This window comes from Candidatus Saccharibacteria bacterium oral taxon 488, from assembly GCA_010202645.1.
Lineage (GTDB): Bacteria > Patescibacteriota > Saccharimonadia > Saccharimonadales > Saccharimonadaceae > Nanosynbacter.
This window is the reverse complement of sequence record CP047920.1, coordinates 406,316-431,077: the sequence shown is the minus strand read 5'-3', so window position 1 is coordinate 431,077 and position 24,762 is coordinate 406,316. Positions and strand designations below refer to the sequence as shown.

37 protein-coding genes and 3 tRNA genes are annotated in these 24,762 nt (G+C 50.8%); 36 read left to right on the top strand and 4 right to left on the bottom strand.

Features of this window, described 5'->3' with window-relative positions; translation table 11 throughout:
* Positions 1-85: 85 nt before the first annotated feature.
* From GWK77_02380 to GWK77_02370, 3 genes are all read left to right on the top strand, one after another.
* Positions 86-583, top strand: coding sequence for a hypothetical protein (locus GWK77_02380; GenBank protein QHU93014.1), 498 nt, complete (start codon positions 86-88; stop codon positions 581-583).
* Entirely contained in the window at positions 573-1,181 is a 609-nt protein-coding gene (locus tag GWK77_02375; GenBank protein QHU93013.1) for a hypothetical protein, read from the top strand. The genes GWK77_02380 and GWK77_02375 overlap by 11 nt, the downstream gene beginning before the upstream one ends.
* A gap of 106 nt (positions 1,182-1,287) precedes the next feature.
* The gene (locus GWK77_02370; protein ID QHU93012.1) at positions 1,288-1,836 is read left to right on the top strand and encodes a hypothetical protein; all 549 of its coding nucleotides are present in this window, start codon (positions 1,288-1,290) and stop codon (positions 1,834-1,836) included.
* On the opposite strand, the gene GWK77_02365 is transcribed toward GWK77_02370, so the two are convergent.
* Positions 1,808-2,347, bottom strand: a complete 540-nt coding sequence (locus GWK77_02365) for a hypothetical protein (protein ID QHU93011.1) — start codon at positions 2,345-2,347, stop codon at positions 1,808-1,810. The genes GWK77_02370 and GWK77_02365 overlap by 29 nt on opposite strands.
* Positions 2,348-2,917: 570 nt before the next feature.
* Here GWK77_02365 and GWK77_02360 point away from each other — a divergent pair.
* From GWK77_02360 to rplO, 6 genes are all read left to right on the top strand, one after another.
* A complete protein-coding gene (locus tag GWK77_02360; GenBank protein QHU93010.1) occupies positions 2,918-3,166 on the top strand; it encodes a hypothetical protein in 249 nt (82 codons plus the stop codon).
* 392 nt (positions 3,167-3,558) lie between these two features.
* Positions 3,559-3,981, top strand: coding sequence for a DNA-binding protein (locus tag GWK77_02355; protein ID QHU93009.1), 423 nt, complete (start codon positions 3,559-3,561; stop codon positions 3,979-3,981).
* 123 nt (positions 3,982-4,104) lie between these two features.
* A complete protein-coding gene (gene rplF / locus GWK77_02350; GenBank protein QHU93417.1) occupies positions 4,105-4,638 on the top strand; it encodes a 50S ribosomal protein L6 in 534 nt (177 codons plus the stop codon).
* A gap of 2 nt (positions 4,639-4,640) precedes the next feature.
* Entirely contained in the window at positions 4,641-4,991 is a 351-nt protein-coding gene (locus GWK77_02345) for a 50S ribosomal protein L18 (GenBank protein ID QHU93008.1), read from the top strand.
* A 1-nt stretch (position 4,992) separates the two neighbouring features.
* Positions 4,993-5,583 (top strand): 30S ribosomal protein S5, encoded by a 591-nt coding sequence (gene rpsE, locus GWK77_02340; protein QHU93007.1) that lies wholly within the window; start codon positions 4,993-4,995, stop codon positions 5,581-5,583.
* The gene (rplO, locus tag GWK77_02335) at positions 5,583-6,062 is read left to right on the top strand and encodes a 50S ribosomal protein L15 (GenBank protein QHU93006.1); all 480 of its coding nucleotides are present in this window, start codon (positions 5,583-5,585) and stop codon (positions 6,060-6,062) included. The genes rpsE and rplO overlap by 1 nt, the downstream gene beginning before the upstream one ends.
* Before the next feature lie 70 nt (positions 6,063-6,132).
* On the opposite strand, the gene GWK77_02330 is transcribed toward rplO, so the two are convergent.
* Positions 6,133-6,837: a hypothetical protein gene (locus GWK77_02330; GenBank protein ID QHU93005.1), complete on the bottom strand. Its 705-nt coding sequence runs from the start codon at positions 6,835-6,837 to the stop codon at positions 6,133-6,135.
* A gap of 137 nt (positions 6,838-6,974) precedes the next feature.
* On the opposite strand from GWK77_02330, the gene secY reads away from it, so the two are divergent.
* The 21 genes from secY to GWK77_02225 all read left to right on the top strand — a co-directional run bounded on the left by secY (position 6,975) and on the right by GWK77_02225 (position 20,675).
* Positions 6,975-8,438, top strand: a complete 1,464-nt coding sequence (secY, locus tag GWK77_02325) for a preprotein translocase subunit SecY (GenBank protein ID QHU93004.1) — start codon at positions 6,975-6,977, stop codon at positions 8,436-8,438.
* Between the two features lie 38 nt (positions 8,439-8,476).
* Positions 8,477-8,743 carry a translation initiation factor IF-1 gene (gene infA / locus GWK77_02320; protein QHU93003.1) on the top strand — a complete coding sequence of 89 codons (267 nt, stop codon included), beginning with the start codon at positions 8,477-8,479 and terminating at the stop codon, positions 8,741-8,743.
* Between the two features lie 48 nt (positions 8,744-8,791).
* Positions 8,792-8,920, top strand: a complete 129-nt coding sequence (gene rpmJ, locus GWK77_02315; protein ID QHU93002.1) for a 50S ribosomal protein L36 — start codon at positions 8,792-8,794, stop codon at positions 8,918-8,920.
* 2 nt (positions 8,921-8,922) lie between these two features.
* Entirely contained in the window at positions 8,923-9,309 is a 387-nt protein-coding gene (gene rpsM / locus GWK77_02310) for a 30S ribosomal protein S13 (GenBank protein ID QHU93001.1), read from the top strand.
* 15 nt (positions 9,310-9,324) lie between these two features.
* Complete coding sequence (gene rpsK, locus GWK77_02305) at positions 9,325-9,714, top strand: 30S ribosomal protein S11 (GenBank protein QHU93000.1); 390 nt, start codon at positions 9,325-9,327, stop codon at positions 9,712-9,714.
* 2 nt (positions 9,715-9,716) lie between these two features.
* Positions 9,717-10,337 carry a 30S ribosomal protein S4 gene (rpsD, locus tag GWK77_02300; protein ID QHU92999.1) on the top strand — a complete coding sequence of 207 codons (621 nt, stop codon included), beginning with the start codon at positions 9,717-9,719 and terminating at the stop codon, positions 10,335-10,337.
* A gap of 21 nt (positions 10,338-10,358) precedes the next feature.
* Complete coding sequence (locus GWK77_02295; GenBank protein ID QHU92998.1) at positions 10,359-11,276, top strand: DNA-directed RNA polymerase subunit alpha; 918 nt, start codon at positions 10,359-10,361, stop codon at positions 11,274-11,276.
* 2 nt (positions 11,277-11,278) lie between these two features.
* Entirely contained in the window at positions 11,279-11,665 is a 387-nt protein-coding gene (gene rplQ, locus GWK77_02290) for a 50S ribosomal protein L17 (protein QHU92997.1), read from the top strand.
* Position 11,666: 1 nt separating this feature from the next.
* Positions 11,667-12,098 (top strand): 50S ribosomal protein L13, encoded by a 432-nt coding sequence (rplM, locus tag GWK77_02285; GenBank protein QHU92996.1) that lies wholly within the window; start codon positions 11,667-11,669, stop codon positions 12,096-12,098.
* Position 12,099: 1 nt separating this feature from the next.
* Positions 12,100-12,498 carry a 30S ribosomal protein S9 gene (gene rpsI / locus GWK77_02280; GenBank protein QHU92995.1) on the top strand — a complete coding sequence of 133 codons (399 nt, stop codon included), beginning with the start codon at positions 12,100-12,102 and terminating at the stop codon, positions 12,496-12,498.
* A gap of 75 nt (positions 12,499-12,573) precedes the next feature.
* Positions 12,574-13,428 carry an alpha/beta fold hydrolase gene (locus tag GWK77_02275; protein QHU92994.1) on the top strand — a complete coding sequence of 285 codons (855 nt, stop codon included), beginning with the start codon at positions 12,574-12,576 and terminating at the stop codon, positions 13,426-13,428.
* Between the two features lie 114 nt (positions 13,429-13,542).
* A complete protein-coding gene (locus GWK77_02270) occupies positions 13,543-14,199 on the top strand; it encodes a hypothetical protein (protein QHU92993.1) in 657 nt (218 codons plus the stop codon).
* A gap of 49 nt (positions 14,200-14,248) precedes the next feature.
* A complete protein-coding gene (locus GWK77_02265; protein QHU92992.1) occupies positions 14,249-14,719 on the top strand; it encodes a hypothetical protein in 471 nt (156 codons plus the stop codon).
* Between the two features lie 190 nt (positions 14,720-14,909).
* Positions 14,910-15,617: an amino acid racemase gene (locus GWK77_02260; GenBank protein QHU92991.1), complete on the top strand. Its 708-nt coding sequence runs from the start codon at positions 14,910-14,912 to the stop codon at positions 15,615-15,617.
* Positions 15,617-16,678 carry a tryptophan--tRNA ligase gene (gene trpS, locus GWK77_02255; GenBank protein ID QHU92990.1) on the top strand — a complete coding sequence of 354 codons (1,062 nt, stop codon included), beginning with the start codon at positions 15,617-15,619 and terminating at the stop codon, positions 16,676-16,678. The genes GWK77_02260 and trpS overlap by 1 nt, the downstream gene beginning before the upstream one ends.
* Before the next feature lie 92 nt (positions 16,679-16,770).
* Positions 16,771-17,952, top strand: coding sequence for an RluA family pseudouridine synthase (locus GWK77_02250; GenBank protein QHU92989.1), 1,182 nt, complete (start codon positions 16,771-16,773; stop codon positions 17,950-17,952).
* Positions 17,945-18,775, top strand: coding sequence for a hypothetical protein (locus tag GWK77_02245; GenBank protein QHU92988.1), 831 nt, complete (start codon positions 17,945-17,947; stop codon positions 18,773-18,775). The genes GWK77_02250 and GWK77_02245 overlap by 8 nt, the downstream gene beginning before the upstream one ends.
* Before the next feature lie 9 nt (positions 18,776-18,784).
* The gene (locus tag GWK77_02240) at positions 18,785-19,480 is read left to right on the top strand and encodes a tetratricopeptide repeat protein (GenBank protein ID QHU92987.1); all 696 of its coding nucleotides are present in this window, start codon (positions 18,785-18,787) and stop codon (positions 19,478-19,480) included.
* 42 nt (positions 19,481-19,522) lie between these two features.
* Positions 19,523-19,599, top strand: a tRNA-Thr gene (locus tag GWK77_02235).
* A gap of 63 nt (positions 19,600-19,662) precedes the next feature.
* Positions 19,663-19,747 (top strand) — tRNA-Tyr (locus GWK77_02230).
* A 67-nt stretch (positions 19,748-19,814) separates the two neighbouring features.
* Positions 19,815-20,675, top strand: coding sequence for a CPBP family intramembrane metalloprotease (locus GWK77_02225; protein ID QHU92986.1), 861 nt, complete (start codon positions 19,815-19,817; stop codon positions 20,673-20,675).
* A 201-nt stretch (positions 20,676-20,876) separates the two neighbouring features.
* On the opposite strand, the gene GWK77_02220 is transcribed toward GWK77_02225, so the two are convergent.
* Both GWK77_02220 and GWK77_02215 read right to left on the bottom strand, forming a co-directional pair.
* The gene (locus GWK77_02220; protein ID QHU92985.1) at positions 20,877-21,167 is read right to left on the bottom strand and encodes a hypothetical protein; all 291 of its coding nucleotides are present in this window, start codon (positions 21,165-21,167) and stop codon (positions 20,877-20,879) included.
* A gap of 199 nt (positions 21,168-21,366) precedes the next feature.
* Positions 21,367-21,561, bottom strand: a complete 195-nt coding sequence (locus GWK77_02215) for a hypothetical protein (GenBank protein QHU92984.1) — start codon at positions 21,559-21,561, stop codon at positions 21,367-21,369.
* 22 nt (positions 21,562-21,583) lie between these two features.
* Here GWK77_02215 and GWK77_02210 point away from each other — a divergent pair, with 22 nt between their 5' ends.
* The 6 genes from GWK77_02210 (at position 21,584) to GWK77_02185 (ending at position 24,671) form a co-directional block, all read left to right on the top strand.
* Positions 21,584-21,883 (top strand): hypothetical protein, encoded by a 300-nt coding sequence (locus GWK77_02210; GenBank protein ID QHU92983.1) that lies wholly within the window; start codon positions 21,584-21,586, stop codon positions 21,881-21,883.
* Positions 21,884-21,919: 36 nt separating this feature from the next.
* Positions 21,920-22,516, top strand: coding sequence for a hypothetical protein (locus tag GWK77_02205; protein QHU92982.1), 597 nt, complete (start codon positions 21,920-21,922; stop codon positions 22,514-22,516).
* Between the two features lie 150 nt (positions 22,517-22,666).
* Positions 22,667-22,742 (top strand) — tRNA-Thr (locus GWK77_02200).
* Between the two features lie 29 nt (positions 22,743-22,771).
* The gene (locus GWK77_02195) at positions 22,772-23,290 is read left to right on the top strand and encodes an NUDIX domain-containing protein (protein QHU92981.1); all 519 of its coding nucleotides are present in this window, start codon (positions 22,772-22,774) and stop codon (positions 23,288-23,290) included.
* A 14-nt stretch (positions 23,291-23,304) separates the two neighbouring features.
* Complete coding sequence (locus tag GWK77_02190) at positions 23,305-24,003, top strand: hypothetical protein (protein QHU92980.1); 699 nt, start codon at positions 23,305-23,307, stop codon at positions 24,001-24,003.
* Positions 24,000-24,671, top strand: coding sequence for an NAD(P)H-dependent oxidoreductase (locus GWK77_02185; GenBank protein ID QHU92979.1), 672 nt, complete (start codon positions 24,000-24,002; stop codon positions 24,669-24,671). The genes GWK77_02190 and GWK77_02185 overlap by 4 nt, the downstream gene beginning before the upstream one ends.
* The last annotated feature ends 91 nt before the right edge of the window (positions 24,672-24,762 follow it).

The following is a 24,762-nucleotide window of genomic DNA, read 5'->3' as shown; positions in this document are numbered from 1 at the left end:
CTGGTCATTGTCTCGTTGAGATCCATTGCCTTAGGAGAATGTTTTGCTTGCTAGTAAACTACTTTTATGGTATAATGCCAAAATAATGACAGAGAAGGTATACGACACAGGGGAGTACACTCCTAAGAGTTCATCATCAATTGATGTATTACTTGATGAGGTGAATAGGGAGAGAATGATACGGCAGGAGATAGATGATATTGCTCGTGAGATACGTGAGATTGACGATAGTATTGCTAGACTAAAAACAATACGCCGTGGACTAGAGTTTACTCATGAGATGGACGGCATTGACCAGACGATAGATAGACTAACTGCAAAACATGCTGGGCTAGTACAAAAACAAAAAGCAGGGCAGTTGAAGCTTCAGCAGACCAGGAATACCGGTCAGAAGAGGCTAGAGCGTAGGGTCGGAAAAAGGTTAGAGCAGGAGATTCGTGATATATATAAAAAGGGTCACAAATATAGCGGAGATACACTTGTTGAGGTTGCTGCGGCCGGTCTCGCAGCGCATGTTTACGACGTAATAATATTGGACAATCCAGATAATCAACCACAAGAAAGGAATAACCATGACTCATAAATCCCCAGAATCCACTATCAGCGGAAAAATTGGTAACGTTTTGCGCCGACCGCTAGCTAGCTTTATGGGCGTAGTGGCACTGTTTGCCTCTGGCTGCGGCCTGTCGGGATTGGATGCCAAGCCAGCCCCAGCGACTGTTACCGTGACCACGACGAACAGGCATCCGCAAACGACCGAGACACCACAACCGACGCAAACCGTACGCGTCACCGAAACCGTGACACAGTCGCCATCCTCATCAGAACCAACCTCGCGTCCGACAAAGACTACGCCGAAAGAGGGAGACATCGTCACTATTGGTGGGCAAATTACCTGTGCCGACGGCGAGAAGTTTGTCGGTGCGTGGGCAGAGAGAACAGGAAAAATAAAATCGGACTGGGTGGAGACTAATCCAACTAGCGACCAGTCAGTCGTTGACACTAAAGACATGGTGGGCGTGGTCGGCGAAAAAATAAAAGTTTCCGTTGGTTGTGGTGGAACGAAGAAGGATTGGGGTACAGTAAGCTATTCTGGCTTTACAAAATTTACCGGCAAGGATGTTGATATCACCTGCTATCCTAACGGTAACAACGGCTGGTGCGAGGTAAAAGAGAAGTAGTCTCTCGGCTAAACGCCCCGTTGTCTTGACACGTACCCGCCTCGCAAACTACGATATTCTTATGAAAAATCATAAGGACGTGTTCACGGACTAGCGGTAGGCAAAAATGATTCCGTTTCTGAAGCTTCCCGCTACTTCTAAAACCGACGTCATCACACTGCGAGATGTGTTCTATAACGATATGTTGCGGCTGTTTGTGTTTGCCCTCGTGTTATTAACGTTGTTTTATGGCGTGGGTGCGCTGATGGCGGCTGCAGGCAATAATAAATATCCGATTGAATATTACACGCAGCTGTTTTTTGACTACACGCCGGTGGTGCGATTGATCATTCCGTTGGGATTTTGCGTAGCAGTAATGGGATTGAAACGAGATGAGCGGTGGTGGTCCTGTTTGGCGGCGGCGGAGTTCATGTTTGTTGTTAACTTTAGTAATCAAACGTATCATTTTGAGCTTAGTGGGATGCTGTCGCTCATTTCTGCCGTTTTATTAACGATTTGTGCATGGCGTTTGTGGGATTATTATGAGCTGCGGCGGGTGTATCATTATGATACACCACAGCTGACGCGGCCGGCACTGGGGGCGTACCTCACGCTAGCGATAGCGTCCTTGCTCATGCTGATACCGCTCAGTTGGACGTCGTGGGTTTGGCGGTGAGTTTTGGTTTACTGGGCTTGATGGTTGGCGCCGGTGCGACCGTCATCCTTCCGTTCGTTATCTCGGTAATCACGCCGATGACTCGATTATCTTTATTGCCAATCGGTGCGAATGTTGCCCGCGTGCCCACTGGTGGCAGGCGCAGCGGATTCATGGCGTTGATAGGCACAGCAATCGTCTCACCATATTCCTTGAGCCGCCAAAAACTGTCCGCCTCGATCTCGATAATAGTTACCGCGCTACTAATCAACAGGCCGTCATTATCTAGTCGCGCATATGTCTCGAGCGCCTCCAAGCGATCCTTCTGCGGCGTGTCTTTGTGAGCGCGCTGCCAGATGTAGAAAAGTATGGACGTGATGAGCAGCGCAAAATTAAGCAGATATACAACATAAGCTAGCATCGGCCCAAAAACCGCAGTCATCGTTCCATTGCGCGCCAAAATATATAGTAGCACCGTGGATGCGGAAAAGACGACAAAGCTTATTTTTGCGATGAGGTATTTTGAGATCATAAGCATATGTTAGCATACTTACGATAGCCTCAGGATACATGCCTATGTGTAAGTAAACTACCAAAATAATTTGCGGTTAGTCAGTGGGGCTGTCAGGAGAGTCTTTTGTGACGCTCAACTGACAGCCCCGGCACTTTAGATGATTTACTTGACATGGATATGATACATGAAGTACCATATCTTACATGAAAAACCATAAGAAATATGCACAAAACAACAACAAGATATCAATCTGGATCATCATTATAGTACAAGTACTTCTTATTGTATGGACAGCTTGGCTACAGGTATCCATCAACATCAGGGACAAGGTATACGAGCAAAATCTTCGGCAGACCCTCGACGATCAACTTACGTTGAAGTTTTGTATCGAACACCAACTGAAAGTATGCAACATCGACACGGTCAACGAGTGGAAAAAGCAACACCCAAACGAAACCTGATGAGGATTTTCATGCTATAGCACGGACGAGATCAGTACTTGATATTAAAGCCCGCCCACTGGGTTGCAGACATGAACGGACACCTGGCTGTGGACGTGCTGCCGTTAGTTTTCACCCACCTTCCTTCGTGAGTGCTGTAGAAACCAAACATATTTCTGCAACTAATGACGACACGCACCTCTCCGGTGCCGTGACTACACCACGCAACACCACTATCAGCATACATGGCCGCCTTGCAATTGCTCGGGTACGCGGCGTTGGCACTATTGACCTGAGCGACGGGGCCGAGGAGGGCCGCCAAGACCAAAAGGATGAGCAAGCCAGTCTTCCTGAGCTTCATAGTCAACCTCTCTTCTTTGTTTGGAGTGTGAAATAGAGCAAGAAATCATCTGTTAAAGTGCAGAATACAAGATAGCCAATCAAGTATCCAATTTTCATACTACCTCCCCAAAGTGATTTTTGTCAATAGCGGCTAAACGTTCTGTCTCCTTGAGGTTTGCCCGTCTCTCTTTCTTCATGCTATACTGGTTATTGTTATCGGCTGGGCGCCGAGCTTGGCCGCATAGCTATATACTATGACGAATTAGAAGGGGGGTGCTGGTCAGGTTTCTTTAGTAACAGAGATAGTAAATAGGCTATCGGGGGACTATCAGGCGGGTTAGCCCGGGTAGCTATATGTATCGATCAAAACATAAAGGCTGTTTTTGAAAACATAAAGGCTATTTTACAAAATATAAAGGCAGTTTTGCCAAATAGATAGGAGTATATATGCCAATTCAATATAAAGCAGTTAGACGAACTAATCCAACCAAGCCGGCCGACCCAAAAAAGTTCTATGCCACAGTTACTGGACGCCAGCCAGTTGACCTTAAAACCATTGCCCAAAGTATATCTGATACATCAACTACCGTCAGCCACGTCGATGTTTATGCCGTGCTGATGGCATTGACCGATGAAATCCGCCGGCGGCTGCTGGACGGCGAGAATATTCATCTTGGCGACCTCGGTTATTTCCATGTTACGTTGCAAGCCAAAGGAGTTGATAAAGCCGAAGACGTTACTCCGGCGACGATTGAAGCCGCGAAAGTCCGTTTCGTATCGGGCAAAGACCTGGATGCCGGGCTGGCTAGCGCCGAGTTTAAGAAAGCTCCTGAGCCGAAGAAAGATAAGCCGACGCCGCCGCAGCCGTAAAAGTTGCTGGGCGGGCAGTGGGTAAGTGCCATTTGCCCTTTTTAGGCTGGGTTTGATTCATATCCTCGGATATGCTATAATTCCAAAGTTACTATCAAATCACACGAAAGGTGAGTAATGAGTCTGAGTCGAATCGGAAAACTGCCGGTGGTTATTCCGGCCGGTGTGACAATCACGGTTGACTCTGGTGACGTGGTCGTAAAGGGCCCGAAAGGTGAATTGACGCAATTCATCACGCCAGCAGTTGAGGTGAAAGTCGAAGACGGACAAGTCACGGTTCATCCCAAGGATGAGTCCAAAACTGCTCGCGCCCAGCACGGTCTGATGCGCGCGCTGATCAATAACATGGTAATCGGCGTAACCAAGGGCTACGAGAAGCGCCTCGAAGTCAATGGTGTCGGTTTCCGCGTGAGCTCCAGCAACAACGAGCTGGAAATGGCGCTCGGGTTTTCACACCCAGTCAAATACAAAGCCCCAGAGGGTATCACCGTTACCAACGAAAAGATGACCATCATCGTTAGCGGTATCAATAAACAGCAAGTCGGTCAAGTCGCTGCGGAAATCCGCGCGCTGAAGAAGCCTGAACCATACAAGGGTAAGGGTATCAAGTACGCTGACGAGCAAATTTTGCGCAAAGCAGGAAAGACAGGTAAGTAATCATGCTAGGAAACAAGAAATTACTCAACCAAGCTCTTCGCAAAAACCGCGTTCGCGCGAAAGTTTCAGGCACTGCAGAGCGCCCACGCCTAACCGTCACCATCAGCAACCTGCACGTCAGTGCTCAGCTGATCGACGACGCCACAGGCAAGACATTGGCTGCCGCAACCACCGTTGGCACCAAAGCAAAAGGTACGATGAGCGAAAAATGTGCTGCCATCGGTACTGAAATTGCCAAGAAAGCAAAGAAAAGTAAAATTAGCGCAGTAGTCTTTGACCGCAATGGCCGCCAGTACGCTGGTCGCTTGAAAGCATTGGCTGATGCTGCGCGCCAAGAAGGATTGGAGTTCTAGTATGGCAGAGCAAGCTGCAAATACTACCCCACGCGCAGAAGGCCGTCGGCCTCGCAGTCCGCGTGGTGGTCGCCGCGATGACCGGCGAAACGTGCGCGATGACGCACCAAAAGAGTTTGAAGAATTGGTAATCAACATTGACCGCGTGAGCCGAGTTGTGAAGGGCGGCCGCCGTTTCCGCTTTAAAGCGTTGGTGGTTGTCGGTAACCGCAAGGACAAGGTTGGTGTTGGTGTAGCCAAAGGTGCCGACGTACAGGCTGCTGTCGCCAAGGCAACATCAGTTGCTAAGAAGCACTTGATCACCTTACCCTTGAGCGGCGAGACCATTCCACACGACAGCGAAGTTAAGTTCTCAGGCGCCCGCGTGCTGATCAAGCCGGCTGCTCCTGGTACTGGTATCATCGCTGGCGGTGTGGTGCGACAGATTATCGGCGTGACCGGTGTTCGCAACCTATTAACCAAGTCGCTTGGTTCAACCAACAAGGTGAACATCGCCTACGCAACTATTGAAGCATTAAAATCATTGGTTCCACGCGAAGAATGGCTCAATGCTCAGCCAGTCAAAAAAGCTGCTAAAAAGGAGGCTAAGTAATGAAATACAACGATCTCCAAGTTTCAGCAAACAAGAATAAAAAGCGTGTTGGCCGCGGTATCGCTGCTGGCCAGGGTAAAACTGCTGGTCGCGGTACCAAGGGTCAGAACGCCCGCACTGGTAAAAAGCTTCGCGCCATGTTCCAGGGTGGCCAGCGTCCACTGGCTCAGGCTGTGCCAAAGGCTCGCGGTTTCAAGAGCCTGCGCACACCAGCTCAGGTAGTCTACTTGGATCACTTGAATGCTTTTGACGGTAAAACCGTTGACAACGCCCTGCTGTTTACCGAAGGCTACATCGCCACGCCGTTCCACACGGTCAAGGTGATCGCCCGCGGTGAATTGAAAGCTAAGGTTGACTTGAAAGTACAAGCTGCTTCCGCTTCGGTCGTTACAGCGATTGAAAAAGCTGGCGGTTCATTTGAGAAAGTCGCTACACCTTTGCGCCAAAGCGCAAAAGATGTTGAGTCTGCTGAAAAATAAGGCCCTTTAGGCTCTATGCAACCTACAGAACGCCTCGCTAGTCCGGGGCGTTTTGTCTTGGTGGGTCGGATTACTTTTCGCTACATTTCTGCGGTGCAACGAAATAAATCGTTACACGCCTGTTGGCCGTATCATCGCTAGCATCATGGGTGGCGACTATTGGATCAGAAACAGTAATCTTACGCTCTGGAATTCCATTAGATACCAAATCGTGCTTAATCTTATCGGCACGCTCCAAAGCCAGCTTTGAGCCCTCACCCGTCTCATTAGGGACCAGTTCAATCGAAAATTGCTTGTCAGTATTAAATTTGTAAAGCACCCCTAGCTTAGCCATTTCAACATTGGAAGTTCCACGTTGGTATTGCGTTGAATCTGGCTTAAAGAGAATGCTACGAAAGTTAAATTTGCCGTTCTCTAACACAAAATAGCCATCCTTTACGTGCGTATAGCCAGATCTTCGAAAATCTGCAGACGTTAGGCATTTTGTGGCCTTCGTAGTTGAGCCTTGCTGATTGTCTTCATCCTCCTCATTGTCATTATTCTTATCAGGCTTGGTCGCTCGCTGACGTGAAGTTGTTGTATCAGCTGAAGAAGTGGAGTTATTCGACACAATAATAATTGTTATAATAATCCCGACTATCACCAACACGCCGACAATCGCCAGCGTAATCCACAGCCATAGCTTACTTTTCTTTGGCGGATAATGTGGCGGTAATTCTAGGTTTGGCTGCGGCATTGGCGATGGAGTTACTGGAGTTTCGGGCTGCTGTTGCATATGACACCTCAATCTTGCGTTATGTTGTTATTTCAATTATAGCGCATGTGCTTTATGTTTTTAGTATGGAAATATTGGCCGCGGTCATGTATAATTAACAGAGTTAAGAATTGTTAGTGACTATGAGGGGCTAAAACATGAATTGGAGAATAATTTTCCGGTCGCTGAAAAATAAAGATATGCAGAAACGCCTGGCCATTGTGGTGGGGATTATTGTGGTGTATCGAATGCTGGCGCATATTCCGGTGCCGCTGGCGAATCCGACACAGATGAAGACGGCACTGGCGGCAGCGCTGGGGCAAACCGACCTCGGTGGGTTCTTGAACTTGCTTTCGGGTGGCGCGCTGGCGAGCTTTTCACTCGTGCTCGTTGGGCTCAGTCCATTCATTACCGCCAGCATCATCACTCAGCTGCTCACCAAGGCCATCCCAAAGCTCGAGGAGCTACACAAGGACGGCGAATCAGGCAGGCGCAAGATCCAGCAATGGACGCGGCGGCTGACTATCCCGCTGGCCATTGTCCAGTCAATCGCCTTTATCTTCCTGTTGCGCCAGACAGTGCTGGCCGGCGGTACGACCACGCTGAGCGATCCAACGATGCTCGAGTGGACAGTTGGCGTGACGGCAATGACAGCCGGATCGGTACTTTTGATGTGGCTGGGTGAATTGATCACCGAGCAGGGTATCGGTAATGGCATCTCTATCTTGATTTTCGCTGGTATCATCAGCCAGATCCCGCAGATGCTCGGCTCACTCATTTCGTCGCTTGGGAACACTGCGGCTGGCGGGCTGAACGTCTTTAACTGGTTTACCCTGCCAGTGAATCCAACCGTCTTTTGGCTAGTGGTGATCATGGCTATCGCCTCACTCATCGTTCTCTACTTCTTGGTGAAAATCAACGAAGCCCAGCGTGTCATCACCATCAATTATGCCAAGCGCGTTCACGGCAATTCCAGCTACGGCGGCATCAAAAGCATCCTGCCGGTCAAGCTGATCGCTGCTGGCGTCATCCCGGTCATCTTTGCCGTCGCCTTCCTCAGCTTGCCGCAATTCATCGGTCAAGTCATGAAGGCCTCGGGCAATCCAGACCTGCAAAATACCGCCAACACCCTGATCACGTGGTTCCAGGCGCCAAACCCAGGCTCCTTTACTGGAAGTACCTGGGAGGCATTCATTTATCCGACGCTGTATTTCCTCCTGGTCATTGCCTTTACCTACTTCTACACCGGGATCGTCTTTAACGCCAACGAAATCGCTGAGAATCTGCAAAAGCAGGGCGGCTTTATCGAGGGCGTCCGGCCGGGTGAGCAAACCGAGAAATATCTGATGCGCACCGTCAATCGTCTGATCTTGTTTGGCTCAATCGTCCTCGGTATCATCGCCATCTTGCCATTCATTGCGGAGTATTTGATGTATCACCTGGCGGCGATTAGTGGTTCACGCCTGTCGATCGGCGGCACCGGTCTGCTCATTGTGGTCTCAGTCGGCCTCGAGTCGCTGCGCCAGCTCAACTCGCGTGCCCTGATGGTCACGTATGACGACTTTGATCCAGATGAACTAACTACTAAAAAGTCGAAAAAACGGCGCTCCTCGCTCTTGTAATCGCCGGGGCAATACGGTATAATTGACAACTGTAACTTATGGCGAGTCAAAAAGAAGTCATCAAGATGATTGGTAAGGTAGTGGAAGCACTACCTAATACCCAATTTCGGGTGGAACTGGAGAATGGCCATAGTATCATCGCGCACATTTCAGGACGGATGCGCAAGAACTACATCCGCCTAGTGCCTGGTGATAAGGTGGAGGTCGAGATGACCCCTTATGATCTCACAAAGGGTCGCATCATCTTCCGCCTCAAAGAGGAGCGACCAGCGCACGTGGCTCGAAACACGCGGCGCTCGTCATAATAGTAACGATAATCTCGGGTTTACTCGGGAAGGGAGATTTACACTTCAATGAAAGTTCGTGCAAGTGTGAAGAAAATCGACAAAGATCCCAAGAAAGGTGACAAGCTAGTGCGCCGTAAAGGCCGCCTGTACGTCATCAACAAGAAAAAACCTAAGAACAAGCAAAGGCAGGGTTAAGCATGGCTCGAATTGCTGGGGTAGTTATCCCAACAGAGAAGCAGGTGCAAATTGCGCTCACCTATATTTATGGGATTGGGCCAAAGCACGCTTTGAGCATCCTTGCGGCGGCTAAGATTGAGCCGACCACTCGGGTGAAAGATCTCACCGAGGCTGAAGAAAACAAGATTCGCGAAATTATCGACAGCGAATACACCGTCGAAGGTGATCTCCAGCGCTTGGTAACTAACAACATTAAGCGCTTGAAGGATATCAACGCCTATCGCGGTCTTCGCCACAAAGCAGGACTGCCGACACGCGGACAGCGGACTCGTACGAATGCACGAACTCGCAAGGGTCGCGCCATCGCCGTGGGCGGTACACAACCAAAAGCAGCAAGTAAGACCTAAAGAAAGGACTAAGAAATGGCAGACGCAAAATCTACCAAGAAGAAGCAGCGCCGATCAGTCCCAGCTGGTCAGCTGCATATTCAAGCAACATTTAACAACACCATTGTTACCTTTTCAGACAAGAAGGGTAATGTGTTGACTGCTTCATCAGCTGGTGCATGCGGCTTCCGCGGCAGCAAAAAAGGCACCGCTTACGCTTCACAGGTTGCTGCTGAAAAAGCTGCTGAAGCCGCGAAAACTCAATATGGTTTGAAATCAGTTGACGTTTTCGTCAAAGGTGTCGGCTTGGGCCGCGATGCCGCTATTCGTGCGGTTGGCGCTTTCGACATCTCAGTAGAAAGCATTAAGGACGTAACTGGCGTGCCTCACGGCGGTGTTCGTCCACGGAAGGCACGGAGGGCATAATTATGGCACGAGATAATTCACCGATTGTCAAGCAAAGCCGCCGCGAAGGTTATGCGCTTCATCCAAAAGCACATAAAGTTTTGGCGCGGAAATCTGGCATTCCAGGCCAGCACGCGCACGGCCGCCAAAGTAAGCCAAGCCTGTACGCTACGCAGCTGCGCGAAAAGCAAAAGGTTCGCCGTCTGTATGGTTTGGTGGAAAAGCAATTTGCGCGGTTGATGAACGAGGCAACCCGCGCCCAGGAAGGTTTGGCAGGCGAAAACCTGTTGAAACTGTTGGAGCGCCGCCTGGACAACGTGGTTTACCGTTCTGGATTCGCTGTTAGCCGCCGCGCTGCTCGCCAGTTGGTCAGTCACGGCCACTTTGAATTAAACGGCCGCCGCGTCGATATTCCATCGATTCGTGTTAAGGCTGGTGATGTTATCACCGTTCGTCCAAAGAGCACCAAATCTGAGTACTTCACGCGGATTGATGATGTGATCAATAATTCAATCCAAGGCCCGCTGAGCTGGCTGAAGAGCGATAGCAAGAAGCTGAAGATTGAAGTGACTGGACTGCCAAAGCGCGAGGAAGCAGAAGCTGACATCAACGAGCAATTAATTGTTGAGTATTACTCACGATAAAAGAAGGGTTAGGGAAGAATTATGGCAAAAGCAATTTACAATCCAGCACTCGCGAGCGTTGATGACACCTCTGCGACCAGTGCGACCTTTCTGATCGAGCCGATGCACGCCGGCTATGGCAATACGCTTGGTAATTCCTTGCGCCGGGTGCTGCTCTCGAGCATTCGCGGCGGCGCGATCGTCGCCTTTCGTATCGAGGGTGCGACACACGAGTTCACCACCGTCGAGGGCGTCAAAGAGGACGTCGTCGATATCATGCTGAACCTAAAGGGTGTGCGACTCCGCGTTCACACTGACGAGCCAGTTGAGTTGCGTCTGGAGAAAACTGGTGGTGTTATCACCGCTGGCGATATCCAAGCAAACGGCGAAGTAGAAGTTGTTAACCCAGACCACATCATCGCTACCATCGATGATCCGAATAAGACCGTCATCATGGACTTGGTGGCAGAAGCTGGCCGTGGCTATCAGACGATCGAGGAGTCGAGTGCCAATCGATTGCACTCCGACATGATCGCACTTGATGCTATCTTTACACCGGTGCTGCGCGTTCGCTACAAGGTTGACTCGACCCGTGTTGGCGACGAGACCAACCTCGAGAAGCTGGCACTGACGGTTGAGACTGATGGCACATTGACACCGCGCGAAGCATTTGAAGAGGCAGCGGCTATCCTCGTCAGCCAATACAGCGCGCTGGCAGGCTCGACTGTGGTAGCCGGTGCGCCAGCACTGGGTAACGACGAGGCAGATGATTCTGAACTTGACACATCCATCGAAGAATTAAACCTAAGCGCCCGCACCACGAACGCGCTGATTAACAATGAAATCCGCACGATTCGCGACCTGGTGACTTTGACCGAGCAAGATTTGCGAGAATTGAAAGGCTTTGGCTCAAAGGCGCTGGATGAAGTACGCGACAAGATGGCGGAGTTGGAGTTTTAACTATGCATAGACACGGATATCAAGGGCGCAAGTTCGGCCGTGAGCGTGATCAACGGCGAGCCTTGCTGAGGGGTCTGGCAACCAGCCTAGTCGAGTACGGCAAAATCGAGACCACCTTGCCGAAAGCCAAAGAGCTGAAGCGCCACATTGAAAAAATCATCACCAAGGCGAAGAAGGGCGATCTAGCCAGCCGCCGCCAGGTGATCGCAGCACTCAGCACCCGCGCTGCTGCTTACAAGCTCGTTGATGAAATTGCCCCGCAACTCGGCGGCCGCACCAGCGGACACGTTCGCGTTGAACGAACACGTTTGCGTGTTGGCGACGGCGCGCAAATGGCAATCATCGAGTTTGTCGACGACATCAAACCAATGCCAAAGAAGGAGAAATAAGATGAAGACTTATTCACAAAAACCATCTGACGTTTCTCGCCGCTGGGTATTGTTTGACGCGAGCGAATTGCCACTCGGTCGCTTGGCAACTGAAATTGCTAAACACCTGACCGGTAAATACAAGCCAACCTACACACCACACGTTGATGGTGGCGACTATGTGGTGGTTATTAACGCCGCAAACACCGTCGTTACTGGCTACAAGGAAACCGACAAGTACTACTACCGTCACAGTGGTTTCCCGGGCGGCATCAAAGAAACGCAGTTCAAAGAAATGCGTGAACGCCACCCAGAACGAATTATTGAAGAAGCTGTCAAAGGCATGTTGCCAAAGAACAAATTGCAAGCAGAGCGCCTCAAGCGCCTCCGCGTATTTGCCGGCAGCGAGCATGCTCACGCAGCACAAACCCCAGAGAAAGTTGAGGTAAAGTAATATGGCTACTGATACCTATTTCTACGGCTTGGGACGACGCAAAAGCGCCTCGGCAAGTGTTCGCTTGCTTCCTGGCAAGGGTACCATCACCATCAACGGCAAAGCAGCCGCTGAGTACTTGGATGGCAACAAAACCTTGCTGGCAGAAGTAACCGATCCACTGGCTATCGTCAGCAAGCAAAAGGAATACGACGTTACCATCTTGGTGAAAGGTGGTGGTCTCGCTGGTCAAGTTGACGCCATCAAGCTTGGCATCGCTAAAGCATTGACGGCTGCTCACGCTGACCTGCGCCCAGTCTTGAAAAAGGCTGAGCTATTGAAGCGCGACCCACGCGAGAAAGAGCGCAAGAAATACGGTCTGCGTTCTGCCCGCAAGCGCGAACAATTCTCCAAGCGTTAAAACAGAGGAGAGACCAACTATCAAAAATACTCCGTCTCATGTGCAGGCGGAGTATTCTCATAGTATACTAATATAATGTTCGACAGAATCGTCCATCGCTGGCTGTGCGTCCCGTACACCCTGAATGTACATTATTTTTGTCGCCCAGATAACCCAAAATCTACTATTCTACTTATCCATGGGCTGGGCACATCGTGGCGTACCTGGAAGCCGCTAGAGCCACATTTACCCAAAGATACGCAAGTTATCGCCATCGACATGCTAGGATTCGGCAATTCACCAAAACCAGACTGGAAATCATACAATGCTCACGACCAGGCCACCAGCATCGCCGCCACGCTACGCCACGAATCAATCAATCACCTAGACATCGTCATTGGCCACTCCATGGGGTCGCTAGCTGCCGTAGAACTCGCTAAAAAATATCCAAAATTAGCTCAGTCACTAATCCTATGTAGCCCGCCAATATATCACCCTAAGATTGATGAGAAAATCCATCATCCAGAAAAAATATTACGGGCCCTATATAGCCTTATCAACAAGCATCCGAGGAGCTCAAAACGTCTATTACAGTTTGCCGACCGACATAATATATGGCCCGACGCGGGATTTAAGGCCGATAAAATTACTGCTAAATCCTTCCTGACCGCTCTAAATACTGCAATAATCAATCAAACCACGATGACTGATATATCACAATTGAAACTGCCAATCACTATTCTGTCAGGCAAACTCGACCCACTGATCGTCGAACGGAATTTGAAGAAACTAGCCAAAGAGCATAAGAATATCGCCCATCGCTCGATGACCATGCAAGGGCACGAAATAACGGATACATACGCTGAGCGCTTGTCCGGACTAATCAGGCAGCACTTTGCGGGCGAGTATCCGTCAAAATCTACAAGTCGCACAAAAAGATTAAGAAAATGATCTATAATTGAGATCGGGTCCAAGCCCAGACTATCGTATCAATGAATCTGTATAGCGATGCCAAGTAGCGTATACTAACAATATAACCATCCCCATAAAATCAAAGGAGACCGTATGACAGCAGTAAAACAAACTATAGGGGTTATCGGTTCGCTAGGCGATTTGGGTTCGCAATTGGTACGGCGCGCTAAAAAGTACGGCTTTTTAGTCCGCGAATTTGACATAGCTGACCGCCACACCAACACAGAAGAACTATCCGATTGCGAAATTATCCACGTGTGTGCGCCCCTGGAAAATTTTACCTTACTGCCCGTAAGAGGGATGATAATTTTACACGATAGCGTCATGGACGCCAGCCGCCGATTTAACGATCAGCTTGACCAGAAAGCTGCCGTCGTCCATTTGCTAATGAATAGCGCTCAGCGCGCAGTTGTCGCCAGCGACCAGCCAAACGCCGAGGCGGCAGCCAGCCATTTGCAACAATTAGGATTTAATCCGATTTCTATGCCGGTCGATGAACACGACCGAATCATTGCCCGGTCGCAAGCGCCGCTGGCACTGCTTTGCGACGCACTGTTGCCTGAATTGTTTCAATTGGATAAAGAAGGCTTGCTGACGCCATCGGGCGAAACGCTGGCAGAAACTTTACGTTCCCGCACGCTCATTTGGACGCCAGCCACCTGCCGGGCAATCTTGCGCAACCCTCAACTGCGCGAGCTTATTAGCGAACTGTCAAAGATCCTAGACCAAGCGCAGCCGCCAGATAAATAATCCTCCAATCCAAACCATATACTTCCTGTCAAATGCTATACTAAATAACATGAACCAAGAACCTCCATATTATAATCTACAGCGTAGACACCGTCCGCGCTGGATTGGTATTTTATTAGCATTTTTACTAGGTATCCCCATGATAATTGGCCTATGGCTACTGCTGTGGCGGTGGAACTACGTGTCGTATTTAACTGGGCCCATCGGCGCGGGCATCATCTGCCTAATATATGGTTTTATAACCCAGGAAGAAAAACCGCCGCTCCTTGATATCATTTTATTAATCGCAGCCTCTGTACTTGGCACGGTAATCGGTTTCGCCGTTTGTTTGGCTGAATCGCTGCATATTTATACTAAAATCGGGTTCTTAGCAATGGTAGAATTTATCATTTCGCCGCCAACATGGACAATATTATGGAAAGCAAATCCGATGGCTGTCCTATCGCTCTTATTTTCAATCGGTTTATCTATTTACATCATTTTATGGGTTTGGCGCATATCCAAGCGAGCTGTTTTATAGAACATTTGCGGATTTTAGCCGTTGGTATTATAATCACCCTATGACCATAACACGGCAATTCATCAGCACCGCCTGGCAAAGCACGCGTTTTCGCCGCGGCTTGTTGAATTGTTCGTAAATTTCTTCTGAAAGTACTAACCATGATTAGAGGCCGCACGCGGCCTTTTTTTATATAACCAAAGGAGGAATTATGAAACAAAGAATAATTATCATTGGCGGCATGGGACCGCAGGCAAGCTTGGAGCTACACCAGCGAATAATTCGGCGAGCATCAGCAAACGGCGCAAGAGACGGCACGGATTTTCCGTACACCGTTCACTTGTCGCTACCAGTTCCTGATTTTATCGCCAACGAATCGCGGCGCAGCGAAACCTTGGAAATTATCATAAACGAACTGAAAAACATTGACGCGTCGATGGACGACGTTATCATAATTGCTTGCAATACCGCGCATTTATTGCAGCTCGATATTGAACGGCGGCTGAATATCCACATAACTTCCATGGTGGATGCCGCAATTGATTACGTTAGCAGCCATCATAAAACAATTCGATTGCTAGCGTCGCCGACGACCATCCGCACTGGACTATATGACAAGCCGTTGAAAGCCGCCGGAGTAACCGTATTAACGCCGGATAAGGACGAAGAACAAGCGCTGGAAGTAATAATTCGCGCAGTAATTTCTGGTCAGGCAATACCGCAGTCAGTGCTGTATAAAATACCAATAATAACCCAATCCGAGCAGGCAAACGCAGTAAACTATATCAATAATTACCCCAGCAGTCCGCCGGTATTATTAGGTTGCACCGAACTATCCTGCGCCTTCGCCGAAAAACCAAACACCATCGACCCAATGAACATTTTATTACGTTATTTAACAACCAAAGGAGTGCTATAATGAATACAATGAAACTATCCAAACCCGTCATCCTCACTGGCGTACGCGCCAACAACGATATTCACATTGGCAATTATTTTGGGGCGATTCTGCCGATCGTCGATATGGCGAAGCGCCGCTCGGCTGATTATGATATCAATCTGTTCATTCCGGATCTACACAGCTTCACCACGCCAATTGATCACAGCAAATTGTACGGCAGCATTCTCAGTAATGCCCGGATTTACACAGCCGCGGGACTGCCGCTGGACAACGAGGCCATTCATTTGTACCGCCAAAGCCGCGTCCCAGCCCACAGCGAGCTGGCGTGGATTTTGGACTGCTTCACCGGGTTTGGTGAGATGAGCCGGATGACGCAGTTTAAGGATAAATCTGACAAGCTTCACGGCGACCAGATTTCCATCGGTCTCTTCAACTACCCAGTCCTGATGGCGGCCGACATCTTGCTCTACGGCGCCAGCTACGTGCCAGTCGGTGACGACCAGACGCAGCACCTGGAATTTACCCGCGACATCGCCGAGCGAATGAACCGCAAATTTGGCGACTTATTCATCGTGCCTAAACCAGTCGCCCAGCAACACCAATTCTTCGGCAACGACCAAGGCCTGAGGATTAAAGATCTGATGAACCCGACCAAAAAGATGAGCAAATCCGACGACAGCGGCAAGGGCGTCATTTTCCTTGGCGACGAGCCGCAGATAGCACACAAAAAAATCATGAGTGCCACCACCGACTCACTGGGTAAGGTACAGTACGACCGCGACAACCAGCCGGGCATTTCCAATCTACTGGAGATTTTGACACTAGTGCGCCAGGACGCTGGACGAGACGTCAGTTTGGAGCAAACCATTAGCGAATACACCGGTATGGAGCGCTACGGCGATTTCAAGCGAATCGTGGCGGATGAAGTAGCGGAATTCTTAGCGAATTTCCAAGCGCGTTTGGCGGCAGTTGATGAGCGGGCCATCGAACGTAAACTGGAGTTCAGCGAGCGCGATATGAACCTCGTTGCTAACGAAACCTTGCACCGCGTCCAAACGGCTGTGGGGCTACGGAGGTAGCAGGCGATGGCAGGTTGTCTCACCAAGCGGGAAACGCCGCCACATCAAGCGCCGCAGATGTCTAGCCGCCCAAACCGCAGAGGACACGCCGCGTGAAAATATCGCCGCGCACCGTCCTCAAGATCGCCAGGCTGTACCAACTGGTAGATGACAACACGCCCGTCAAAGCCCTGCGCCATCTGAAGGTTCAGACGGACGAATCGCACGTGCTGGCAGAATTCATCCTGAACAAACAGCACTTCGCCGTGCTGTACGGCTCGATTGTTGACGAAGAATCAATTGACGAATTGTGGCCCGGTAGGCCCGCCAATGCTGAGATTTTGCCAAACCCGCTTGATGCAAGCTGTATCGAAACGCCATTTCAAGGCAAGTTTGTCATCACGCTCCATATCGTGCCAACCAAGCAACGCCTGGACGTCTACTTGTCCACGGCATTTGACCCGTCGATTTCGCGCAGCCTCTGGCAAAAATACATCAAAGCTGGCTATGTTTCGGTCAATCATCAAGTGGTGACGACGCCAAAGTTTGAAGTTGACGAGACGGATGAGATCGCCGTCAAGCTGCCAGAGCAGGAGCAGACCAGTGCAGAGCTGCCAGTGTTGTACGAAGACGATGACGTGATCGTTGTAAATAAGCCGAGCGGTCTACTGACCCACGCCAAAGGCGGACTATCGACCGAGCCGACGGTGGCAGAAATTATTCGCCCTAAAACCTCATTTGCCTCAGACACCGACCGGCCGGGCATCGTCCATCGGCTCGACCGTGACACTTCGGGCGTGCTGATTATCGCCAAAACTGCTGACGCTGCCGCCCACCTACAGCGGCAATTCGCCCAGCGCACCGCCAAAAAAACCTACCTAGCGGTAACCGACGGCGTGCCAAAACTAGCCGCCGCAAAAATTGACCTGCCGATTGGCCGCAACCCGTCCGCGCCCAGCACCTTCCGCATCGACCCGAACGGCAAGCCCGCCCAAACGACCTACCGCGTACTGATGGCGACTGACAACCAGGCGCTAATTGAACTTAAGCCCACCACCGGCCGCACCCATCAACTCCGCGTTCATATGGCGCACCTGAATACGCCAATTCTCGGCGACCGCGTTTACGGCAAACCTGATGCCAGCCGCCTGATGCTCCACGCTCACAAATTAGAAATCACGTTGCCATCAGGTGAACAAAAAACCTTTAAGGCGGCCGTTCCGGAGGAGTTTCAACAATTATTCCCGAGAGTTGTCGCAACCCCGAACGAGCCTGGCGAGGCCACTCATGACTAACACCCGCCCGCCACGCACACCAGTGGTGGCGCATCGCGACCGCGCTACACTGCGCCAACTTGCCAAGCGACTGCCGCAGGCGGTGATCATCACCGCCGAGCGCGGGCTGGACGGCATTGGCACCGCCGAATACCTGGCGAAGCTCACACCATCAGAGGTGATTCGACTGCAGCCAGTGGAGGCAAAAACCACGATCACGACTGAGCAGATCCGCACCATGATCGCCATGCTGCGCACGCACGCCACGGTTCGCCGCGTCATCATTATCAATCCAGCCGACCAGATGAGCGAGGCTGCCCAGAACGCGCTTCTCAAATCCCTAGAGGAGCCGAACGCCAACACGCATTTTTTGCTGGTGACCGAGAACGAACAGCAGCTCCTGGCCACCATTCGTTCGCGCTGTCAGGTACTGACCCTGCACCGTACCTCGTCAGTACAGGACGAGACGCTGCTTGATGCTACCTCTCTCACTGCCAGCGAGCGGCGCCAAATCCTGTTCCTGGCCGCCGGCCGGCCACTCCTCATCCGCCAACTAGCACGCACACCGAAACTACTGTCAGAATATCAAGCTATCGCCGCTGACGCCAAATGCATCCTCTCTACACCGGGCTCATACGAAGCACTGCGCACGCTGCCGCCCTATTTCACCGACCGTGCCAAAGCCCTCCAGCTGATCGACATCCTTCTCACCATGGTAGCGTTTCAGATGAAAACTCAACCGAGCCCTTCACACCAGCCCCTCCTTGATCGGATCATCACTGCCGAAACGCGGCTGAGGCATAATGGCAATGTGCGGCTGGCGCTGATCAATATTGTGGTATAATGGATGCATATGTCTGGATTATTAGTTATCCTGCTGGTTATGGTGTGGGCAGTTTGGTATCAGCCGTCAGTCGGCGAAGCACAAAACTTACCAGTTAAATTGTCAGAGAAACTCGACAAGCTCTGGGCTATCGCTCAAGAGTCACTGCGTGAAAACAAGTATCTACGTGCCGAGAAAGCACTCCTAACCATCCTGCGCGTCGATGAAAAGAACGCCACGGCCTACAATCGCCTGGGGATTTTGTATGCCAAGCAGCGTGCCTACAAGGACGCCATCGAGTGCTTTGAAATCGCCCAGAGCCTCGAGCCGAGCGCCTCGAGCCTGCACAATGTCGGCCTCATTTACTACGAGACTCAAGATTATGTCAAGGCGGCGCTGGCGTTTGAGCAGGCGCTTGATATGGAGGCCAGTCATGCCGCCCGGCACATCGCCTACGCCAAGGTTCAGGAGAAATTAGGTAATACGAAGAAGATGCTGGCGGCGCTAGAGAAGGCCGCCGAGCTCGAACCGACGCCGCACACATTGAATACGCTTGCCCAAGCCTACGACAGCGCCAAGCAGCCCGAACTGGCCGCCAAGCTTCGCGAGCGCGCCACCGCCATGCTTACGCCCGACAAGCCAGCCACCGCCCCGCGCCGTTCGCCACACCCAGCTCATCCTCAGCAGCCACGCCAGCAGCGGCAGCCACGAAAAGTGATTATGTAGACCTTGTCTTAGGCTACAAAACTTGCTACAATCATTCAAGATGCCGATTTAGCTCAGCTGGTTAGAGCAGCTGTTTTGTAAACAGCAGGTCCTGGGTTCGAATCCCTGAATCGGCTCCATTTGCATCGCCCCCGCACCAAGCGTGTAAAAACATGTGGGCACCGCGGTGCAGCAAGTTCCATGCCGGAATCGTGTAGTGGCAATCACAGGAGACTGTAAATCTCCCGCCGTCAGGCTTCGTAGGTTCGAGTCCTACTTCCGGCACCAAAACAGGACAAAACTGTGAGCCGCGCCGCTGGTCGCAATAACATCACCAGCAAGGTATAATAAATCCATGAGCCAGCTATCTACAAAAAACAAGTTCATTAGCACTGTTCGTGCCTATCCCCTAGCGTCATTTTTTATTCTCGCATATCTTGGGTCGTGGATTGGGTGGAGTCCGTGGTGGTTGTCGCAGACAGGTGTCGGGTTGCTACCGTATGAGCTGCCACGTTCTGCGGTTGCTGGTATCAATCAGCTCGGACTTATTGCAGGGCCGCTGGTTGCAGTGTTTGTTGTTACTCGCATTGCGAGTGGACGCAAAGGAGTAAAGCAACTACAAAAGAGCTTTACGCAGTGGCGAGCGCACCCACTGGCATATATTCTCGCATTCGCGGCAATTCCTCTAGCGATTTGTGCGGCGTATTTCCTCTTTGGTGGTGTTGGGATTTCGTCCGACATATCGCCTGCGATTATCACGACGCTGCTTGTCACATTTGTCATATATTTTGCTGGTGGTCCGATACAAGAAGAGGGCGGCTGGCGAGGCTTTGCTCTTCATCGTTTGCAGCAGCGGTATCACCCGCTAGTTGCGGCGGTTATTCTGGGCGTTGTGCATTGTCTATGGCATACACCATTATTCTTTACTTCCGAATGGGACACAGCACGTAGTGGTGTTTCGCAGTTATGGGCGTACCTTGTACTAGTGGTGAGTATGTCGGTCGTGATGTCATGGCTCGTCAACAAGGCGCGCGGCAGTGTGTTTCTTGCTATACTCGCACACAATAGCGTCAACTGGTCGCTCTTTGTTGTTGCGACGCTCAGCGGCGTTGCTGTCGCCAACAACTGGCCTGCTGCACTCGGTCTGACAGTGCTAGCAATCGTGGCGATTGTTGCGACACGTGGGCGACTTGCTTTTGAACAGAGCAATAAGTAATAGCTACGCCATATCTGGTGTATATGCGCTAGATATAGCGTATCTCTGGGATTACTTCTTCTTGCTTACCAATTCTTCATTAAACCTTAACGCCAACTCTACCCACTCCCTAAAGTCCTTTCGCTCTTCGCCGTCGAGGTCGATATAACCTTTGATCGGACGATCGATCTTTCATGATTGTCGGGTGCGCGCCCTTTCGTTTCAGTGCGTCCTCGTATGCGTCCGCGCCGATACGCACCATGATGTTGTCTGCTTTGCTACACCAACGCAAACGCACATTTTGTTGTTGACCATAAAGGCAATACCACCATACATCTTGATTTCGTGCGTGTCGGGCAAATGTGTGAGTTCTGTCCGCACCTGGTCGGCGATGGCTTTATTGATCGCTGTGAGCTTGAGCGGCTTTTGTTCAAACAAGTTGTGTGTGATTAGGGTTGTTGCCGAAAACGCCAGCCACAGCCCGAAGTCAACGCCAAGCGCAAGCAGTAGCAAGCTATCGCCGAATGTACTCGCAGTAATGGCGATAGCCGTCTCAGGATTCTTTCTGGCTTCCGGTTATTGGTCAGTTTGTCTTTATCGCATAACTTGCAGTACAAGGGCACGTAGCGCGTCGGCTATGCCGACTAAAGCCGCATCTACCGTTTGCGGTAGGCGAACCCGCCCAGAACACCCTTTACCTTTTTCTAAGAAATCACGGCGGGGAAATTACAAAAAATATACAAAGGGTTTTCTGGGTAGAGCGCAGCACGGCTTGCCGTGCTAGGCGGCGCGGCTCACAGTTTTTAGCATTTTGCACTAAAATAGGTTCTAGCGGAGTTGTAAAATTCCACCAAATAGTTATTTCAGAGAGAGCATCCGTCAGCGCTCTTTGATTGACTTTACTCATAAACAATGCTATAATTTCGAGCATGTTAGAGCTTATCAAGCGAGGGCTGATTACCTGGAACGATCAGAAAAATCAGCGCCTCAAGTTACAGCAGGCCTACGTCGCCCTAGCAGTCATTAGTCTAGCTATCAGCGGCGGGTTGGTACTGATCAGTAATTCGGCCGCACATCTGGCCGCCTCGATCGCGGGTATCGTCGGTGTGGTCTTCTTGGTTAATAGCGTCGCCTGGACGGTGCTGGATGGCATCATCGCACCGCGCTTGCCGCGGCCAGCCAAGCCAACCCGAGCGCGCGCCACAAAATCCACCCGTACTTCACGCTAAGTTGCTCGCCGCCGCCTAACATGCTATTATCAAATCATGAAACGATTTCCATTTGCCAAAACACTCAAAGCACTCTATAAACCATTACCGCGCATGTCCAAACAATCGCGCCAAGCGGTCGCCGACAACCTCTGGATTGTCGCCGCGATGTTAGCGGTGGTAGCTGCCTTGTCACTAACCTCAGCCCTGTCACTTCTGTCGCAAGCTGACCGCATCTCGCTCTTTGGCGTTTCTATTTTTGTACCGAATATCGCTATTATCCGCCTGCAGCAGATCATCACGCTAATCTTTGCCGTCACCGAAATTGTCCTCTTTGGGCTGGCTATCTCACCGCTACGACGCAAACAAACCCGAGGCTGGCTCTTCGCCACCGCCGGCATTGTCGTTACGTTCTTTGCCACCGTTGTCACCTTTATCCTCAGCTTCTTCACCCATTACTACGACGTTACGAGCGGAGTTGTTGCTATCGCCTTGGTCGCCGCTATGGGCTACGTGCTCAGCGAAATTGAATCTGAGTTTGACTCAGACAAAGCCAACAAGCCGACAGCGCACAAAGAAGAGCCGAAACAAACAGCTGCGCCGACCACCCCTGAAGCCACCGACAAGCCAGATCAGGTCGAGGCAGAGAAGTAGTCTGAGAACGCCATCGTCTTTGCACGGCCACGTGAATATGGTACAATACGAATGTTGCCGCGCCGTTTTCGAAAGTAGCGGTGCGGTGCGTAGCCCCTACGCGTGAAACGTAAATATGCGTAGAGCGCGTGCCGAAGGCGATGGTGTAATGCCGCGATAGCTCAGTTGGTAGAGCGCATCCATGGTAAGGATGAGGTCTCGGGTTCAAGCCCCGATCGTGGCTCCATTTTAATTTTTAGATTATTTGTACTAAACATGGACAAGCAATCGTCTGCCGCCTACATGCAACGCATTCGCGACCTTACGGCTGATTATCCACGTTTTGAAGATGGGCGGGTTAACTATACTGATGAACGTGTGTGTTTTGTGTTAAACTGTGTCGTTGTCTCGGGCGATCAGGTCTTACTGACTAAACGTAGCAGTGAAGTTATCGCCTATCCGGAGCTGATTAACGGCATATCCGGTTTTATCGACAACCCTAATCTTAGCATTAAAGACATCGCGTATAGTGAACTAGCCGAAGAGGTCGGCATTTCAAGGCAACATATTATCCGTATGAAGCTCAGCCGGCCATTTGTCCAGATTGACCAGCAGTTAGGTCGTGAGTGGCATGTTGTTGCTATTCTCGTTGAACTGGCGAATACTGTTACGCCGCGACTTAATTGGGAAAATAAATCCGCTGCCTGGTTTAAGCTCAAAGCAGTTCCCAAGATGAAGCTCATGCCGGGTTTCGCCGAAACAGTGGGAGCAGCGTTAGCAATGCGCCACTTATAGGTTATAATAAACATATGCTTCAAGACCTCACGCGCCAACTCGAAACGCTTGCCCAAGGCAACGAATCCTACGCCGCCTTTAACAAGCGCATCGTCAACACCAAAATGCCGGTCATCGGCGTGCGCGTGCCGGATTTGCGGCGGTTGGCGCGGGAATTGGCGCCTGATATGAGCGCAGCGGATATTAGCAGATTACTAACAGCCAAGAACAAGTCATTTGACTACGTACTGCTATGCGGGCTGCTGATCACGCATGCTCGGCTTAATGACCAAACAGCGATTGATTTGACTAAACAATATTTGCCGCATGTTGACTCGTGGGCGCACATCGATATATTTGTCGAGAAAAAGCGGCGCTTTGCCGGCGAACTGTGGTGGTATTTTGCACTAGAATGCCTACAAAGCGAAGCTGAATTTACAGTGCGCTACGGCGTAATTTCTTTGATGACTAATTTCCTGGACAAAGCACATATTGATCAAGTTTTCGCGGCGCTGCGAAACGTCAGGCACGATGGCTATTACGTCAAGATGGGGCTAGCTTGGCTGTATGCGACGACGGCGGTGCACTTCCTTGAGCTGACGCTGGCTGAATTAGAAAACGAGCATATCGACGCCTGGACGCGCAACAAAGCTTACCAAAAAATGCGCGAATCACGGCGATTCACACCCGAAGAGCAACGTATCATTGGGCAACAAAAAGGAGGACGCCAATGACCAGCAAACCAACCATTTCAGCAGCGGAAATTACCAAAGCACTGGACTTTCGCCATGCCTGCAAGAAATTTGATGCTGATAAAAAGATCACCGACGAGGACATGACGCTAATCCTTGAGGCAATTCGCCTCACGCCAACCTCGTACGGTTTTGAGCAATTCGACGTCATCGTCGCCCAAGATCAGCAGCTGCGCCAGGATCTGAAAAAATGCGCGCCGATTAACAAGCCGCGCTTTGACGCCAGTCATTTCCTGATTTTTACCGCCAAGACGGCCGACGCGCTTAGCGACCACATCGATCACATACTCCGTGATGTAAAGCGCATGAATCTGGTCGAGCGCACCGCCTACAAAACGTTCTGGAAGCAGTGGGCCAAGAACGATTTTAAGCTAATGGACACGCCTGACGGGCTGCACCAGTGGTCAGCACACCAGGCGTACATCGCCCTCGGCTTTGCCATGCTGGTGGCAGCGGAGCGGGGGATTGACTCGTGTCCGATTGAGGGATTTTCGATTGATCAAGCGACAGAGGTACTGACAACTCACCAGCTCATTGACCCGGATAAAGACCTGCCGGTTCTCATGCTGGCGCTCGGGTACGCCAGCCGGAGTGACCGGCCACACCCGCGCAGCCGCCGGCCACTTGATGAGATGGTACGCTGGTATTAGCTCGGGGCAAGAGCAATTTTCCTTGTCAGCGCCCCTAGCGTTTCCTAATTATCTGTGCTATAATCGGTCAAGATTGTAAATAAACGTAACG

Excerpts from the sequence above, each read along its gene's own strand:
- GWK77_02380 (QHU93014.1), top strand. The coding sequence starts at position 86 with ATGACAGAGAAGGTATACGACACAGGGGAGTACACTCCTAAGAGTTCA.
- GWK77_02375 (QHU93013.1), top strand. The coding sequence starts at position 573 with ATGACTCATAAATCCCCAGAATCCACTATCAGCGGAAAAATTGGTAAC.
- GWK77_02370 (QHU93012.1), top strand. The coding sequence starts at position 1,288 with ATGATTCCGTTTCTGAAGCTTCCCGCTACTTCTAAAACCGACGTCATC.
- GWK77_02365 (QHU93011.1), bottom strand. The coding sequence starts at position 2,347 with ATGATCTCAAAATACCTCATCGCAAAAATAAGCTTTGTCGTCTTTTCC.
- GWK77_02355 (QHU93009.1), top strand. The coding sequence starts at position 3,559 with ATGCCAATTCAATATAAAGCAGTTAGACGAACTAATCCAACCAAGCCG.
- GWK77_02345 (QHU93008.1), top strand. The coding sequence starts at position 4,641 with ATGCTAGGAAACAAGAAATTACTCAACCAAGCTCTTCGCAAAAACCGC.
- rpsE (QHU93007.1), top strand. The coding sequence starts at position 4,993 with ATGGCAGAGCAAGCTGCAAATACTACCCCACGCGCAGAAGGCCGTCGG.
- rplO (QHU93006.1), top strand. The coding sequence starts at position 5,583 with ATGAAATACAACGATCTCCAAGTTTCAGCAAACAAGAATAAAAAGCGT.
- GWK77_02330 (QHU93005.1), bottom strand. The coding sequence starts at position 6,837 with ATGCAACAGCAGCCCGAAACTCCAGTAACTCCATCGCCAATGCCGCAG.
- secY (QHU93004.1), top strand. The coding sequence starts at position 6,975 with ATGAATTGGAGAATAATTTTCCGGTCGCTGAAAAATAAAGATATGCAG.
- infA (QHU93003.1), top strand. The coding sequence starts at position 8,477 with ATGGCGAGTCAAAAAGAAGTCATCAAGATGATTGGTAAGGTAGTGGAA.
- rpmJ (QHU93002.1), top strand. The coding sequence starts at position 8,792 with ATGAAAGTTCGTGCAAGTGTGAAGAAAATCGACAAAGATCCCAAGAAA.
- rpsM (QHU93001.1), top strand. The coding sequence starts at position 8,923 with ATGGCTCGAATTGCTGGGGTAGTTATCCCAACAGAGAAGCAGGTGCAA.
- rpsK (QHU93000.1), top strand. The coding sequence starts at position 9,325 with ATGGCAGACGCAAAATCTACCAAGAAGAAGCAGCGCCGATCAGTCCCA.
- rpsD (QHU92999.1), top strand. The coding sequence starts at position 9,717 with ATGGCACGAGATAATTCACCGATTGTCAAGCAAAGCCGCCGCGAAGGT.
- GWK77_02295 (QHU92998.1), top strand. The coding sequence starts at position 10,359 with ATGGCAAAAGCAATTTACAATCCAGCACTCGCGAGCGTTGATGACACC.
- rplQ (QHU92997.1), top strand. The coding sequence starts at position 11,279 with ATGCATAGACACGGATATCAAGGGCGCAAGTTCGGCCGTGAGCGTGAT.
- rplM (QHU92996.1), top strand. The coding sequence starts at position 11,667 with ATGAAGACTTATTCACAAAAACCATCTGACGTTTCTCGCCGCTGGGTA.
- rpsI (QHU92995.1), top strand. The coding sequence starts at position 12,100 with ATGGCTACTGATACCTATTTCTACGGCTTGGGACGACGCAAAAGCGCC.
- GWK77_02275 (QHU92994.1), top strand. The coding sequence starts at position 12,574 with ATGTTCGACAGAATCGTCCATCGCTGGCTGTGCGTCCCGTACACCCTG.
- GWK77_02270 (QHU92993.1), top strand. The coding sequence starts at position 13,543 with ATGACAGCAGTAAAACAAACTATAGGGGTTATCGGTTCGCTAGGCGAT.
- GWK77_02265 (QHU92992.1), top strand. The coding sequence starts at position 14,249 with ATGAACCAAGAACCTCCATATTATAATCTACAGCGTAGACACCGTCCG.
- GWK77_02260 (QHU92991.1), top strand. The coding sequence starts at position 14,910 with ATGAAACAAAGAATAATTATCATTGGCGGCATGGGACCGCAGGCAAGC.
- trpS (QHU92990.1), top strand. The coding sequence starts at position 15,617 with ATGAATACAATGAAACTATCCAAACCCGTCATCCTCACTGGCGTACGC.
- GWK77_02245 (QHU92988.1), top strand. The coding sequence starts at position 17,945 with ATGACTAACACCCGCCCGCCACGCACACCAGTGGTGGCGCATCGCGAC.
- GWK77_02240 (QHU92987.1), top strand. The coding sequence starts at position 18,785 with ATGTCTGGATTATTAGTTATCCTGCTGGTTATGGTGTGGGCAGTTTGG.
- GWK77_02225 (QHU92986.1), top strand. The coding sequence starts at position 19,815 with ATGAGCCAGCTATCTACAAAAAACAAGTTCATTAGCACTGTTCGTGCC.
- GWK77_02215 (QHU92984.1), bottom strand. The coding sequence starts at position 21,561 with ATGAGTAAAGTCAATCAAAGAGCGCTGACGGATGCTCTCTCTGAAATA.
- GWK77_02210 (QHU92983.1), top strand. The coding sequence starts at position 21,584 with ATGTTAGAGCTTATCAAGCGAGGGCTGATTACCTGGAACGATCAGAAA.
- GWK77_02205 (QHU92982.1), top strand. The coding sequence starts at position 21,920 with ATGAAACGATTTCCATTTGCCAAAACACTCAAAGCACTCTATAAACCA.
- GWK77_02195 (QHU92981.1), top strand. The coding sequence starts at position 22,772 with ATGGACAAGCAATCGTCTGCCGCCTACATGCAACGCATTCGCGACCTT.
- GWK77_02190 (QHU92980.1), top strand. The coding sequence starts at position 23,305 with ATGCTTCAAGACCTCACGCGCCAACTCGAAACGCTTGCCCAAGGCAAC.
- GWK77_02185 (QHU92979.1), top strand. The coding sequence starts at position 24,000 with ATGACCAGCAAACCAACCATTTCAGCAGCGGAAATTACCAAAGCACTG.